This window comes from Mariniflexile litorale (assembly GCF_031128465.2).
Lineage (GTDB): Bacteria > Bacteroidota > Bacteroidia > Flavobacteriales > Flavobacteriaceae > Mariniflexile > Mariniflexile litorale.
Window position 1 is genome coordinate 2,252,542 of the sequence record NZ_CP155618.1, and the last position, 15,999, is coordinate 2,268,540.

The 15,999-nt window shown below is 34.0% G+C and carries 8 protein-coding genes; all 8 read right to left on the bottom strand.

The window, feature by feature from the left end:
• Positions 1–7: 7 nt before the first annotated feature.
• Positions 8–1,528: a cellulase family glycosylhydrolase gene (locus QLS71_RS09325; RefSeq protein WP_308991031.1), complete on the bottom strand. Its 1,521-nt coding sequence runs from the start codon at positions 1,526–1,528 to the stop codon at positions 8–10.
• A gap of 1 nt (position 1,529) precedes the next feature.
• Positions 1,530–3,776, bottom strand: coding sequence for a glycoside hydrolase family 3 C-terminal domain-containing protein (locus tag QLS71_RS09330; RefSeq protein WP_308991030.1), 2,247 nt, complete (start codon positions 3,774–3,776; stop codon positions 1,530–1,532).
• A 12-nt stretch (positions 3,777–3,788) separates the two neighbouring features.
• Entirely contained in the window at positions 3,789–6,650 is a 2,862-nt protein-coding gene (locus QLS71_RS09335) for a TIM-barrel domain-containing protein (protein WP_308991029.1), read from the bottom strand.
• Between the two features lie 261 nt (positions 6,651–6,911).
• Positions 6,912–8,831 carry a hypothetical protein gene (locus QLS71_RS09340; RefSeq protein ID WP_308991028.1) on the bottom strand — a complete coding sequence of 640 codons (1,920 nt, stop codon included), beginning with the start codon at positions 8,829–8,831 and terminating at the stop codon, positions 6,912–6,914.
• Between the two features lie 28 nt (positions 8,832–8,859).
• Positions 8,860–10,440 (bottom strand): RagB/SusD family nutrient uptake outer membrane protein, encoded by a 1,581-nt coding sequence (locus QLS71_RS09345; protein ID WP_308991027.1) that lies wholly within the window; start codon positions 10,438–10,440, stop codon positions 8,860–8,862.
• 10 nt (positions 10,441–10,450) lie between these two features.
• Positions 10,451–13,918, bottom strand: a complete 3,468-nt coding sequence (locus QLS71_RS09350; RefSeq protein WP_308991026.1) for a TonB-dependent receptor — start codon at positions 13,916–13,918, stop codon at positions 10,451–10,453.
• A 187-nt stretch (positions 13,919–14,105) separates the two neighbouring features.
• Positions 14,106–15,209, bottom strand: a complete 1,104-nt coding sequence (locus QLS71_RS09355; protein WP_308991025.1) for a FecR family protein — start codon at positions 15,207–15,209, stop codon at positions 14,106–14,108.
• Positions 15,210–15,407: 198 nt separating this feature from the next.
• Entirely contained in the window at positions 15,408–15,977 is a 570-nt protein-coding gene (locus tag QLS71_RS09360) for an RNA polymerase sigma-70 factor (protein WP_308991024.1), read from the bottom strand.
• Between the last annotated feature and the right edge of the window lie 22 nt (positions 15,978–15,999).

The following is a 15,999-nucleotide window of genomic DNA, read 5'->3' on the forward strand; positions in this document are numbered from 1 at the left end:
TTTAAATTTAGTTTAATCCTTCAATAAGAGCATCTAAAGCTTGTTGATCAAAAACAGTGTTATCACTTCTATCAAAAAGACCAAATCCGTTGTTCCCAATACTTCCTTCGTCCCAATAAAAAGGCAGTAAACCATTTGCTTTTGCTTGCTTTACAACATATTTTAAATAATAGGCTCTTGAATTTAAATGTAATGTCAAATCATCACCTGTTAAATTACTTCGTCTAATAGCTCCAAATTCGCCTAATATTACTGGAATACCTTGGTCTACAAACTTAGTTTTCATAGATTCAAAATAAGCGTCAAGAGAAGTTTCTTCTCCCCAAGTAGTATTACGCTCTGTATCTGTAGCTGAGTGGTAACCTGCTCCCCAATAATAAAACATCTTTCCCCAAGAAGCATCTTCGGTAAGTCCTGCAAATTGCCATGGTGTATAATAATGAACCTCAGCCATCATACGATCTGTTGCCGTATCGGTAGGCAATGTATTCATTAAATTATTTGTTAATTCTATATCTGTTTTAGGTCCTTGAACAACTAGAGTTCTATATGCATTTTTACCCCCTGTTGCTCTAACAGCATCAATAAATGTTTGATGAAAAGTATTTAAAACACTCATTGCTGTAGCATCTTCAGCATCTGGTTCGTTGGCACTTGCAAATAATAGGTGTTCGTCAAAATCTCTAAAATGAGTCGCTATTTGTTCCCAAAATGCTTTTTGCTTCGCATTAATAGTTACTTTATTGGCTTCGGTAATGTTGTTTTCTAACCAACCACCATCCCAATGGATGTTTAGTATCGCATACATATCATTATCAATACAATATTGAACAACTTCCTTAACTCTGTCCAGCCATGCTGTTTTTATTTTTGCATTAACATCGTCTGTTACATATTGATTCCAAGAACAAGGAATTCTAACCGCATTAAAACCATTTGCTTTAACAGCATCTATTAATTGTTTTGTAATAAGTGGATTTCCCCATGCTGTTTCACTTCCTGTTGCTTCTAAACTATTACCAATATTCCAGCCTAATGTTATTTTTGCAGCAATTTCTGCAGCAGTACTACTCATACCTGTGGCATCTGCAGCAATAGGGTCTGTATTATAATCTGGATAGATACCATTAGATGATGTGATTCCAGCTTGATTTACTGTTATTTTTACAGCAGTAACATTGTTTGCGTTTACAGTGACTGTTGAAGATCGGTCTGAAATACTTGTGTTTTCTGAAACTGATACTTTAACAGTTGTGCTTCCACTAGAGCCTGTGGTTTCGCTTAATGTGATCCAACTTGTTCCAGAGCTACTTATTACCCAAGTATCGACATTGGTAGTTACTGTTACATCAAAATCACTAGCTCCATTTTCAAAATCTATACTAGTTGTGTTGGTTGTTAGTGTATATGTAACTTCCGGGTCTGGATCAGGTTCTTCAGAAGGGTCACTTGAGCTACAGGCTAAAAATATAATTAGTAAAATACTAACTATAAAACTATTAATGATTTTGTGGTTTAATGTTTTCATCTTATTCTATATTTATTTGTATTTCTTTTTTGATACCTCTAGAAGAGTTTCCTATTCTAATATTATATGCACCAGATTCTACCAACCATTCCTTTTTTACTTCGTTATAATAGGCAAATTCTTTTACTGGTACTTGGATGGTTACATTTTCTGAAGTACCACTTTTTACAAATACTTTTTTGAACCCTTTTAATTCTTGAGCTGCTTTTTCAACATAAGATTTAGGATCTGAAATATATAATTGAGCAACTTCCTTACCATCAACATCTCCTGTGTTTTTAAGATTAAAAGTGACTTCTATAATTTCATTTTCAGAATAGTTCTCTTTATCTGTTTTTAAATTTGAAAATTCAAAATTTGTATATGATAGTCCATATCCAAAAGGATAAAGAGGTGCTACATTTTTGGTGTCGAACCAACGGTAGCCTACTAAAATGCCTTCGGTATATGAAACTGATTCGTCTCCAGGGAAACTGTTTGTTGCATGAGCTGGAGAATCTTCTAGTTTTTTAGGCATTGTCCAAGGTAATTTACCTGAAGGATTTACGTTACCTAAAATAACGTCTGCTAAGGCATTTCCTCCTTCGGAACCGTTAAACCAACTCCAAATTAATGTTGGCGATTCTTTACTAATATCTACAATATCAAATGGAGCTCCTGCAATCATCACAACAAGTGTGTTAGGATTTACCTCTCTAACTTTATTGATTAATTCTTCTTGGCCAAAAGGTAATTCTAAACTTCTACGGTCTGATGCTTCGGTTTCATAATCACGGTTTGAACCTGCAAAAATGATAACCATATCTGAGTTTTTAGCAGCATCTATAGCTTCTTGTAATTTGGTTGCGTCTAATTCATCAATAGTCACAGGGCCATTTAAGGTAACATCCCCTAATTTTCCTTTTTTCTTATCATCATAACGCTCTAAATACCCTTCTGCGTAATTGATGGTAATAGATTTTGGTAATCTATTTTTTAAACCGTCTAAAGGCGTTATTTCTCTTTTAGTTTTTACGCCAGCTCCAAATCCTCCCAACGCATTTTTCTTAGTCGCATTGTTTCCAATCACAGCAATAGACTTAATACCTTCTAATTGTAGTGGTAATACATTGTTATCGTTTTTTAGCAACACGATAGATTCTGCTGCGATTTTATAAGCATCTTGGTAATGTGCTTCAGTCGCGATACTACCTTTTACACGATCTTTACCATCAATAGCTTTTACTTGAAATAACACTGTTAAAATTCGTTTGATGTGTTTGTTAATTTCTTCTTCCGAAATCTCTCCTGCTTTGGCTGCTGCAATAAGTTTATCAGCTAATAAAAACTCGTTGAAGTTTGTTGTAGGGGTTCCCATTTCAATGTCCAAACCGTTTTCTAAAGTTTTCACAGTGCTATGTACCGCTGCCCAATCTGAAACAACAACACCTTTAAAGCCCCATTCGTCTCGTAATACCTTGTTAAGCATATAGTCATTCTCACATAAATATTCGCCTCTAAATTTATTGTATGCCCCCATTAAACTATAAGCATTTGCTTCTGTTACAGCAGCTTTATATGCTGGTAAATAAATTTCACGAAGAGTACGTTCATCAATTTGAACATCTACAAAATCGCGATTGGTCTCTTGGTTATTAGCCGCATAATGTTTTACACAAGCCATCACATCGTTATCTTGTAAACCGATAATAAGTGGTACTGCTAATTTTTTGTTTAAAAAAGGATCTTCGGTAAAATATTCATAGGTTCTCCCGCCAAGCGGCGTTCTTATAATATTAATGGCAGGAGACAATAACATATCTTTATCTCTAGCACGCAATTCTTGTCCTACACTATTTCCAAATAGGTATGCTAATTCTGTATTCCAAGTTGCAGATAAGCCAGCACCAGCAGGGTAATAGGTTGCAAAATCATTATCCCAACCTGCAGCAGCCCAAGAATCACGTGATATTTCTTCACGAACGCCTAAAGGGCCATCTGCCATTTTTAATTCAGGAATGCCTAAACGTTCTACACCACCAGTCGTGAACATGCTATTCCCATGTAGCATGCCTATTTTTTCTTCAAGGGTCATTTGCGCAATCAAAGCATTAATCTTCGTGTCAAATTTTGAAGCGTCAAATGCTTTTGGAGTGTATGCTTTTTCTATCTCTATTTTTTTAACTACAGGGGTTTTAGTTTCATTTTTACAAGAAATGATTACGACTAATAATGTTACTGCTATTAATATATTTATTATCTTTTTCATTTAGAATCTATATTATTTTAAACTGATGGTTTGTTCCGTTCCGTCATAAGTTATGGTTTGTCCTTCGGCGTCATAAATAAATGCTTTCGGATTTTCTTTACTTACAGGCACAATCACAAATATTCTGGATTTCAACATGCCTTTAAACTCACCTTCACGGGTTCCAATGGTTAATGTGCCATCAGCATCATTATAATTGAATGGTATTTTAGCTGATTTTCCTGCTTCGTAATTATAATTTACACCTTCATCTTCATAAAGTGTAAAGCTTCCATCTTGACCACGGTACACGTATAATGTAATTTTATCCGCAGGTTTTTCATCTGTATATTGAATTTCCGGCCCTACAGGAATAATCGCGCCTTCTTTGATATATAAAGGAATGCGCTCATAAGGTGCGTCTACATTTTTATCTTGTCCGCCTTTAATATATTCACCTGTATAGAAATCGAACCAATTGGTTCCAGCAGGGAAATAAACGGTACGGTTTCTAGCTTGGTAACTATAGACCGGATTTACCATAATAGAAGATCCAAACATAAATTGATCGCTAATATTTTCTACGTTTTTATCGTTCGCAAAATCCATTACCAACGGACGCATAATGGTATAATCATCATAGTTTGTCATTCCTGCCAAGGTGTAGATATACGGCATTAATCGATATCTTAAATTGGTATAGGATACGATAGACTCATAAGCTGGATGCCCTTTGGGAGCAATATTCCAAGCTTCACGAAAAGGAAACTGACCATGGGAACGGTACAATGGTGCAAAGGCTCCAAACTGGTGCCAACGTGCATTTAGCTCACGCCATTCTTTATAATCTGCATTTTCTTTACCTGTTTTATCATATACGCCTTGTGCACTTACATAACGATCTTCTACACAAAACCCACCGATGTCCATCGTCCAATACGGAATCCCCGAAACAGCAAAGTTTAAACCCGCAGAAATCTGTGCTTTCATATCTTCCCAACGAGTCGCTATATCCCCACTCCATGTGGCTGTAGAATAACGTTGTAATCCAGCAAAACCTGATCTTGTTAATAAGAATACACGCTTGTTTGGTGCGACTTCACGTTGACCATCATAAATGGCTTCTGCATTCATTAAAGCATAAGTGTTAAAAAATTCTGTTGAAGATCCTAAAGCGGTTGGCCCCTGTAAAGACTTACGGTAGTCCATATCTGTACAATCTAATACATTCGGCTCACTGGCATCCATCCACCAGGCATCAACGCCAATGGGGTATAAATTATCATAAATCTGTTTCCAAAACAATTTACGCGCACCTCCTGAATAGGCATCATAGAAAGATCCTATATATCCTGGTCCTACCCAGTCACGCACACTATCTTGTATGGCTTGTTGGTACATCCAGCCTTTTTCATCAAAAGCTTTAAAATTTTTTGTAGTACGATAGAATTTAGGCCAAACAGAAATCATCATTTTTGCGTTCATGTCATGAATGGCGTCTACCATCCCTTTTGGATCTGGAAAACGGCTTGCATCAAACTCGTGACTTCCCCAAGCGTCTTCTTCCCAATAATTCCAGTCTAATACAATATTATCGATAGGGATTTTGCGATCTCTAAATCCTTTTAAAGCACCCAAAATTTCATCTTCTGTTTTGTAACGTTCTCTACTTTGCCAGTATCCCATAGCCCATTTAGGCATAATTTGAGCTTTACCTGTAAGTTCGCGATAGCCTTTTATAACCTCATCCATCGAATTACCATGAACAAAGTAATAATTTAAAGATTTGTTCATTTCACTCCACCATACTTGATTCCCTTTTTCTTCTTCTAATTGAGGTGTTTTGGCTCTTAATCCGCAATACGAAACACCTCCATTTGGTTGCCATTCGATACGTAGTGGTACTTTTTTCCCTGCTTCTAAGTCCATCACAAATTTATAGCTATTCGGATTCCAAGCTGTTCGCCAACGCTCGGGCACAATTTCTTCGTTATTTAAAAATACTTTGATATAACCCGCGTAATATAAAGAGAATTTATACGCTCCTGTTTTTGGGGCTTCAATCGCTCCCTCATAGGTTAGGGATGCGTTTTTTAGGGGAAACCCTTCTGGTAGTTTTTTTATACTTTTTTTATCTTCAAAGAAAATAGAGGCTTCTTGGCGTACTAATGTTTTTACACCACTATCTGTTGTGGTATAGGTTCCTGTTAAGGATCCTGCTTTACCTTCTTTATTGTATATTTTAAAAATAGTGTTTAATTGCTCGAACGGACGACTATCACCAAAACGACTTAAGGCATAACTATCCCATAACAATCCATAATTTTTATTAGACACTATAAAAGGTACAGATACTTTTGTGTTGTATTGAAATAATTCTTCGCTTTTGTTTTTAAAGTTGAATTCATCGGCTTGATGCTGTCCTAAACCATAAAACGCTTCATCTTGAGGTGAGTTGAAAATTTGACGAATGGTATACCCTTTTGTGTCTTCTACTTCTATAGGATCAAACGTTTTTCCTCCACCGTTTTCTTCAGCTAAAATAATGTTTCCTTTTTTGTCTTTAAATTGGATGCCGCCATTTAAAGTGGACACCATGACCTTTAGTTTATTCGTGCTTAAGAGAATGGAATCACCCACTTCATCTACTGTGAATGGAATATCACGTTTTTTAGGTACAATAATTAAACTTGAATCTTTTGGAAATTCAGCTTCTGGCGTCGCAGATACATGAATGAGTTGATCGCCTAAAACTTGTAGTTTTAATTTTTTAATATTAAGATTATCAAAGTTTATAATAATACCTTCATCTACTTTTTCATAGTGCTTTTTTGTTGAACACGATGCTAGTGTTAAACCTAAGAATAGACTTATATATATTTTAACTTTTTTCATGCTATGGATTTTTATTTTTGATGGCGTAGTTGTTTAAAAATTTTAAATGCTTTTAGTTCGTGATTTTGAAATTCGGTTTTATAAAACAAGATTGTTTATGTTGAAAATTTTAAAATACATTAAAAGATTTACTAGTACATACAACAAATAGTCAATGCAACTATCGTTATAGAAATGGCCTCAAATGTTTTAATGCTTACCCTTAAAAAAGTAGTAATCACTGTGCCTAAATATGAAAGACACAGTGACTGTTTTTTAATTTTAAGGTTCCGGAACAAAAACCCATGTTATCCAGGCTCCATCTTCACCTGATGCTACTGGGTCTCTTTGTACTTGTAATAGCAAGGCACCATTTTCTATTTTGTATGTTCTTATTACAGTCCAGTCGGCAACATAACTATCGCCTACAAGATTGCCACCAACCTCGTGAGTGGCAGACCAAGGGTGTAATATTTCAGCTGTAATAGACAATTTACCGCCACTTACCGTCCAATTTCCATTAAGTTGAACCATCGAACCTGTATCTGCCAATTGATTTACAACCATAGTCCCGTTTGCATTGAATGTCATATCACCATAATCTACTCCAACATCTCCAGCAGCGTATTGATCGCCGGGTAAAGGATTCCACGACCATGTTGCGAAATCTGAATATATTGTGGGGCCTTGAATAGCAATACCTCCTATTGTTTTATCATAGGTTCTATTCGAATCTAGCTTCCAAGTATTTCCGGTTAGTATTGATTTAACTTCTGCATCTGGATCAGAATTTGGATCATCTAATACAAAATGGAATACTGTATATTCACTTTTAACTTCATCACGTTTACCAAACCAAAGATCTGTAACCGTTGTACCTGTTAAGCCTGTTTTTATAATTTTCCATTGATTCTGAGATGTTGTAGTAGCTGTTATTCCTCCTATATTAAAAGTAGGGGTAATGCCTGTAAAGGAAATAACATTTGTTCCATCTGTAGAGGTTGAGTACATTCCTGAATTTTCAACACCTTCACTATTTATAGTACTTACAGTACCATCGTCAGCAAATGTTATTTTATTATTAATAACTGTTGCTTGATCGGCAGCAGTATAACCTGTCCAACCTGGATAGTCATCAACAGTATTCCAATCATTTAAAAACACACCATTTAAGTCTGTCCAGTTAAAAGGATTATCTGGGCTTAAAGACCACGTTTTCGATGTTGTAGAGGTTACCGACAATAAATCGTCAACGGTGCCTCCATTCAAATCAATTGGAGGGTTTGGATCTGGTAAATCTTCTGGCACCCAATTATCACTGTATTCTTTTGTAATAAAGTTAAATACAAGTGTAGCTGGGCCATCGCAACTATCTTTTCTTAAAACACCAACTTGTAAGGTGTTTTCTGTTAGAGAGAATATTTTCATACGCCTCCAATTATCTACACAGGCTTCATTCTCATTGGTGTGTAAAATAGTAGCATCTGTTGTTGTTAAGGTTTTTGTATCAATATCTAAAAAGTAAGTTCCAGATTCTTCACCATAACTTGGAATCATTAAATGGTTTGTGGTCATAAATGGCCCACCATCTAAACTAAAAGTCATAGTTCCATAATCCCCTTTTGTAGCAATCCATTCGTTTCCTGCCCATTCTGGACTCCAATTCCAACAGTCTTCTCCATAACATCCTTCATCACCGCCTTCTAACCAAGCATTGTCTGTACCATAAAAGTACATAGGGCCATCAAAATATTTTGAAACTCCTTCGGCATCTAAATCTAATACCCATGTTTTAGAATGACCAACTCCACCTGTTAATGCAGACCATAAAGGATCGTCAACATAATTTAAATTATCATCCGTCACTGTAATGGTAACGGGGTCTAATTCCACAATACCTCCTGCCGTAGTGGCAATAATTTTTATAGTATAATCGCCTTTAAAGGCATATTTAACTGTCTCTACTTTTTTATCTGATCGTCCTGTAACGTAATCCCAAGTTAGCTTAACACCATTGGTTTTATTGGTCATAATAACGGTATTTCCTCCAGGGTCTGCACTAAAATCTTGAATGATTTCAAAGTCAATTTCAGATTTATCTAGTACTTTATCTAAAGAATGGGTTTCTGGCGCACAAGATGCTATTAGGAATAGCATTCCTAATAGCATAAAAGAAGCGATTATTATTTTTATATTTTTCATTTTAAATATATTTTTAATTAAAAATTAATTACTCCCAACCTTTATTTTGATTTAAAGTTCCACCAGACAATGTAATCTGTGTATTAGGGATTTGCTGTAACCCTTGAGTTAATTCAATATTACTAGCTTCAATTTTTTTTGTCTCACTAACTCCGCCACTTAAAAGCGTCGTATTTTCAGCAATGACTGTCGCTGCAGTGCTAACACCTTGACGTAATAAATCCCAGTATCTTATACCTTCTAAAGCAAACTCCAAATGTCTTTCTGTCATAATATTTTCTTGAGACACTACTTTTGATACAAAATTGTTTTTATAGGCACGTTGTCTCACTTCATCAAAATAGCCTTGCGCATTGGCGCTCCCTAATTCGGCAGCCATTAACAATACATCTGAATATCGCATGGTAATATAATCTTGAAATTGTGTGATTTGAAAACTTTCAATACCTAATTCTGTGACTGTACTATTTCCATTTTCGTCAACCATTGGCGTATACTTTTTATTGTAATACCCTGTATATTCTCTTTGACTTCCAATTTTTGTGAAATCAATTGCTTCTTCTTCAATTCCAATCACCGTTGCTACTTGTCTAGTATCGTTTGTATCATAAGCCTCCCATAGTTTTGAATTTACTGTTACACCCCAGCCATTTCCATAAGGGAAAGAAGAGAACTCTCGCATACCAAACATCACCATCCAATGGTTACCATCAGTATTACCATTAAAATCACTTGTATAGGTATATTTAATTGAGAAAACGATTTCTTGATTGCTTTCACCTGCATAGTTACCACCTGAAGCCGCTGGCCATAAATTTTCAAAATCACTAACTAAACCATGTCCGCTTGAGCTGATAACGTCTTCTAAATGCCCTAATGCTTCTGTTTTAGAAACAATACCTGCTAAGTCTGGTGCGCCATAATAGCCTGTATAATATAAATATACACGTCCTAGCAAAGATTTAGCAGCCCATTTTGTAATGCGTCCAGCGTCTACAGAAGTATATGGTGCATCAGCCAAATTAGTAGCGGCAAAGACTAAATCTTGAGCTATCACGGTATAGACCTCACTTGGCGTTGCTTGTGGAATATTCTCATCTGAAGGCTCTGTTAATAAAGGAATATTTCCCCACAGTCTCACCATTTCAAAATATAAATACGCTCTTATAAACCGTGTTTCAGATTCATACTGATTTCTTAAATCATCGTCTCCATCCCAATCGATTTGATCAAATTTTGTTAAAAATAAATTACAGCGAAATATGCCTCTGTAATACGCTACCCAATTATTATTTAATAAATCAACATCTGTAGGAGAACGCATTTTATCAAATTCATCTACAGCTTGAAAATTAAAGCCATCTGAGTTTCCTGTTCCTCCAAAACAATCGTCTGAAAGCACCTCGCTTGTTACCGGAAAGCTTAATCCTCCTATACCACCAGTAGCCACTTGCAACCCATCGTAACACCCTACTAATGCGGTGAAAGCATCATCTGTGTTTGAGAAAAAATTGCTGTCTGATAATTCTGTTAAAGGTTCAGTATCCAAACTGCAAGAACCTAAGGACAACAGACCTATAAAGAATATATATATATAAGTGTTTTTCATTTTCTTTTTTTTAAAGTTTAACATTTAGGCCCATCATAAAGGTTCTTGGTCTAGGATAGTATCCTACATCTACACCGGAAGAAAAATTCAGGTTTTCATCATCATCGACAAAGTCACCGAACCCAATTTCAGGATCCATGCCATTGTATTTAGTAAATGTGTGTAGATTCAACACAGAAATATAAAACCTAAATTCACTCGCAAAAAACGATTTTTTCTGTATAATTTTTGCCAAATCAACCCCTACCGTTACTGTATTGATTCTTAAGAAATCGCCATCTTGAACAAACAAGTCTGAAAATTGGGCAAAGTTTCTATTATCTTCAGTAACTCTTGGAATTGTATTAGATGATCCTTCCCCATGCCAACGGTTAAGAATGGCACTCGTATAATTTCCAAAAGAGCCAGATTGATTTCTATAAGATTGTACTACTTGGTTACCAGCAACACCATTTGCAGAAATATTAAAATCAAACGCCTTATAATTTGCAGATAATGAGAAACCAAATGTAAAATCTGGATTTGGATCGCCAATATTTGTTTTATCCTCATCGCCTATGGAGCCATTTCCTGAAATATCTTGGTAAATGATATCTCCAGGTTGTGCATTTGGCTGTATTAAATTACCATTGGATGTGTAGTTTTGAATTTGCGATTCATTTTGAAAAACACCAGCCGTTTTTAAACCTAAAAAGTACCCTATTGGCAATCCTTCTTGTGCACGATAAAATTCAGGAGAATTAGCCCATAATTGATTAGTCGCTCCATGTATAATACCATCTGCAGTAGGAATTTTACCAACTTCATTTTTATTGTAAGCACCATTGGCAGCAATACTGTAGCGAAAATCGCCTACACTGTTATTGTACTGTAAGGCTAATTCTATACCGGTATTCTCTACATTTCCTCCATTTATAAAGGGGTCCTCTTCAGCACCTGCGGTAGCCGGTTGCGGCGCCATAATGATCCAGTCTTTATTTGTTTTTTTATACCAATCAAAATTAACAGCTAAGGCATTATTAAATAGGCGAGCATCAAAACCAATATTTGTTTGTTCTGAAGTTTCCCATCGAATATCTGGATTTGCAAATCTTGTCTGGAAAGCCCCTGGTGTAAGCGCTCCTTCTGCATCTCCGAAAGTATAATTAGTATGCTCTGTTCTAATAGGTGCTATATATTGAAACTCATCCACGTTTTGGTTTCCTACTTGTCCCCAACTTGCTCTTAGCTTAAAAAAACTAATGGCTTCAGAATCATTAAAAAACGATTCATTAGTAACGACCCAACCTGCAGATACCGATGGGAAATACCCCCATTGATTATCTGGGTGAAAATTAGAGGACGCATCTGCTCTAAGGGTTGCATTTAATAAATAAGTTTCATCAAAATTATAAGTTAATCTTCCAAAGTAAGAAAATCTTTTATTCACCGTTTTACCACCGCCAAGACCAATTTTAGACCCTTCGCTATTTGTAGCACTATCAATATATCCATGTTTTAAATCGTTAAAAACAACATCGGCGTTACTCGCATTTAACCATGTATTATCAAAGTTAATTGACGAGGTGCCAACCATCGCTTTAATACTATGTTTTTCTTGAATATCAAACTCGTAACTTAATAAATTGTCCCATGTAAGCGATTTCTTTTTACTCATGTTTTGAGAAACTTCATCAAACGATCTAAAATCAAATATAGATAACTCATACTCTGGCCTGTAAGAATGTCCGCTCTCAGAATAATAATCAATTCCAAATGTTGTTTTAAAGACCAACCCTTTAATTGGCTCAATTTTTAAATAAACATTGCCCAATAATTTTTGAATGTCTTTTTCATTTTGATTATTATACACCAAAGAGGCATAAGGGTTTGATAAACCAGAAAACCAAGGCTCGCTATTATTTGTTGTATTTGTATAATCGCCGTTATTATCGAACACAGATAATAATGGTGTTGCTTGAAAAGCGCTTCTTAACGAATTGTTATATTGATTTCCGACGCCAATACCATTTTGCTTAATGTATGCAAAACTTAAATTTTGTCCAATGGTAACAATTTCGTCATATAAATTATGCTCTGTGTTAATTCTAAAATTATACCGCTCATAATTAGATAAATCTTTACCACCTACAATCCCTTCTTGGCCTAAGTAAGACATTGATGTTGAATAAATAGAGTTCTCAGATCCTCCAGAAGCTCCAAAAGTATAGTTCTGCATTGCTGCGTTGTTTACAAACAATTCATCAATCCAATTGGTTCCATTTCCTAAAGCAGCAATTTCAGCGTTTGAAAAATAAGGTGTTTTACCAGAGTTAACTGCAGCCTCATTAATCATTATTGCATATTCTGGAGCATTTAGTAAATCTACTTCTCTCCCAAGGTTTTGAAGTCCATAAAATTGATTAAATGTTATTTTAGCAGAAGTCCCTCTTTTCCCTTTTTTTGTAGATACTAAAACCACACCATTTGAGGCTTGCGACCCATAAATAGCAGCAGAAGCAGCATCTTTTAAAACAGAAATAGATTCAATATCCGAATTATTTAAATATGAAATATCATCTGTTATGATACCATCTACAACATAAATAGGATTACTCCCTGATGTAGAACCGATACCCCTAATGGTTACTTTTAAACTTTCGCCAGGTTGTCCTGATGTAGACGTAATTTGAACACCAGCCGTCTGACCTTGTAATCCTTGAAGTGCATTTGTGGTATTTGTTTTTGTAAGATTATCCCCACTAATCTGAACACTCGCACCTGTTATTAGGGCTCTCTTTTGTGTACCATAACCAACAAGTATTACCTCTTCTAAAGAAGCAACATCTTCTTGTAATGTAATGCTTAAATTTGTTTGTCCATTAACAGGAATTTCTTGAGATATAAAACCAATATAAGAAATTACTAGAGTAGCATTTTGATTTGGCACATTTATATAAAACGTTCCATCAAAATCTGTTTGAGTTCCATTAGTGCTGCCTTTTTCTAAAACGTTTGCACCAGGTAATGGTTGCCCATAATCATCTAAAACGGTTCCCGTGATTTTCCAAGATTGTAAAGGTTTGTTTTTTAAATTTGATTTTTCTAAAACTTGGTTTGTGATAGGAGGTTCTTCTTTTTTAATTAGAAATATTTGTCTATTAACAATAGAGAACGAAGTGTTGGTTTGTGAAAACACTTTATTTAGTACATTGGTGATAGATTCCTTACTTACATTTATAGATATATTACGTTCAAGATTTACATCTTTAATTTTATAAACAAATCGAAATTCGGTATTGCTTTCAATTTCGTCTATAATTTGACTTATAGAAGCGTTGTTTAAGTTTAAAGAAACCTTTGTTTTTTGAGAATACGAATTGTTAGCTTGAAGAGTAAAGAAAACAACAAATATAAATAGTGCGCTTAATTTCATCTTTAAGTCAAATTTTAGTAATCGTAGGTGATGGCTTCTTTCTTTGTTAAGAAGTTTTTTCATACTTTTGAAGTGTTAATTGTGGTTATTCGTTTAGCTTAATCACATTTTTAATGAATCGGGAAATGTGTCACCATTTTCCGGTTTTTTTTTGCTTTATTTTAATAAGTTAAAATGAGCAATAAATGTGTTTTTAGTTTAATTTTTCATTTATTGGATTTTTATCATAGGCAAATAAATTTAAGTGTAGTTAGTTGATTAATATTTTGTTATCGTTTATTGTATAATTAATGTTATAAGTAATTTTAAAATATTCAAGTATTTTTTCAATAGGCTCATTTCTGAAACTTGCATTGAATTTTTCATTGGCTAATTCAATATTATTAGCAACAATATCAACATTGTAATGTCTTTCCATTTTTTTTAGAATATTATTAAAAGTCATATTTCTAAAAACCAATCCTCCATCTATCCAAGACGTATAAATACTTGTTATTACTGGATTTGTAGATATGCTAATATCTTGTTTACTGTAACTACCTTTAAAGCCCGGTTTTAAAACCACGTTGTTATTTGTGTTAATTTTAGAATATAGATTTACAGAACCTTCAACAAGAACAACATCTGTCTCACTATCTTCAGGATAACTTGAAACATTAAATTGTGTTCCAAGAACTTGAATATTTAAAGTTCCAGAATTAACAATAAAAGAGTGTTCTTTATCTTTAGCTACACTAAAAAAAGCTTCGCCTTTTAAATATACTTGACGGTTTTGTCCTTCAATAAATTTAACAGGGTATTTTAAAGATGTACCTGCATTTAAATGAACATGGGTGCCGTCTGATAATAAAATTTCAAATCGTTTTCCATAAGGAACAGTTAATGTGTTATATACTAAAATTTCTTTTTTAAGCTTATCACTGTATATTATTTGTGTGCCGTTTTGTGTACCTATAATATTTCCTTTTGAGTCAATAATTTCTGAGGCCCCATCTTCTTTAATAATTTTTATGGAACCATTTTCTAATTGAAGCGTGATATTCTCGTTTGAAGGTGTTAAAACTGTTTTGTTACTAAAATATCTTGATTGATATAAATAACCCATTCCTAAAAATATAATGGCAACAGACGCATATTTTAAAACATTAAGTAACTTTAACTTTCTTACTTTCTGTTTGTTGTTTATTTTGTATTCAAGGTTTCTGTATATTCTTTCGGTTTCAATTTGTTTGTAAATAGAGAGTTTATTTTGAATGTTATTTTTATCTATAATTTTGTTATAAAGTGATAGATTGTTTTCAAAACTTAACCAGTTATCTAGAATTGTTTTTTCTTCTGAGGTAATTGTTTTCACGATCGATTTATAAATCAATTGTGATATCTGATATTCTGTAAGTTTATGGTGCATTATTTTTTTTATAATAAAATAGAATCTATTTGTTTGAGAATATGATTAAATTACAGTCTTTATTTTTGTAATATGATAATATATCTATTAGACTGTAAAAAATGTGTTTAGGGTGGAAAAAAAAAATAAGGAAAGTGAAAAATATTATAAAGAAGCTAATAATATTTGAATAAAATGATGGTTTTTTAAATACAATTTAAGTAATCCAATCGCTCGAGCACGTTGAGACTTTACGGTGTTTATACTAATCTGAAGATCTTCCGCAATGTCTTTATATTTTATACCGTCTAGACATGATAATTCAAATACTTTTCTGCATTTTGTTGGTAAAGTTTCTAAAGCTTGAAATAAAATGGCATGTGTTTCTTCTTCTATTATAAATTGTTCTTTTAAAGATATGGCATCATGTTTTTTAGTATCTAAACGCACAAATTTTTTTTCCTTTTTCAGATGATCAATGGATGCATTTCTGACCATAGAATACAAATAGGATTTCAAATTTTCTATTTTTTCTAATTTATGTCGTTTTTGCCAAAGTTTAAGTAGCGTTTCTTCAACAATTTCTTCGGCTGCAAAGCTATCTTCAGTGTATTGTAATGAAAATGCATAGAGCCTTTTGTAATAGGTATCGAAAATAATTTTAAATGTATTTGTATCACCCTTTTTTAAGAGAGAAAGAAAATGTTTAGAATGATTTGTTTCATTATTTTCCAATATAATTTTTTGATTTCGATGC

What these genes read in the sequence shown, in the direction of transcription:
- QLS71_RS09330 (WP_308991030.1), bottom strand. Translation starts at nt 3,776, where the DNA reads ATGAAAAAGATAATAAATATATTAATAGCAGTAACATTATTAGTCGTA.
- QLS71_RS09340 (WP_308991028.1), bottom strand. Translation starts at nt 8,831, where the DNA reads ATGAAAAATATAAAAATAATAATCGCTTCTTTTATGCTATTAGGAATG.
- QLS71_RS09335 (WP_308991029.1), bottom strand. Translation starts at nt 6,650, where the DNA reads ATGAAAAAAGTTAAAATATATATAAGTCTATTCTTAGGTTTAACACTA.
- QLS71_RS09345 (WP_308991027.1), bottom strand. Translation starts at nt 10,440, where the DNA reads ATGAAAAACACTTATATATATATATTCTTTATAGGTCTGTTGTCCTTA.
- QLS71_RS09325 (WP_308991031.1), bottom strand. Translation starts at nt 1,528, where the DNA reads ATGAAAACATTAAACCACAAAATCATTAATAGTTTTATAGTTAGTATT.
- QLS71_RS09350 (WP_308991026.1), bottom strand. Translation starts at nt 13,918, where the DNA reads ATGAAAAAACTTCTTAACAAAGAAAGAAGCCATCACCTACGATTACTA.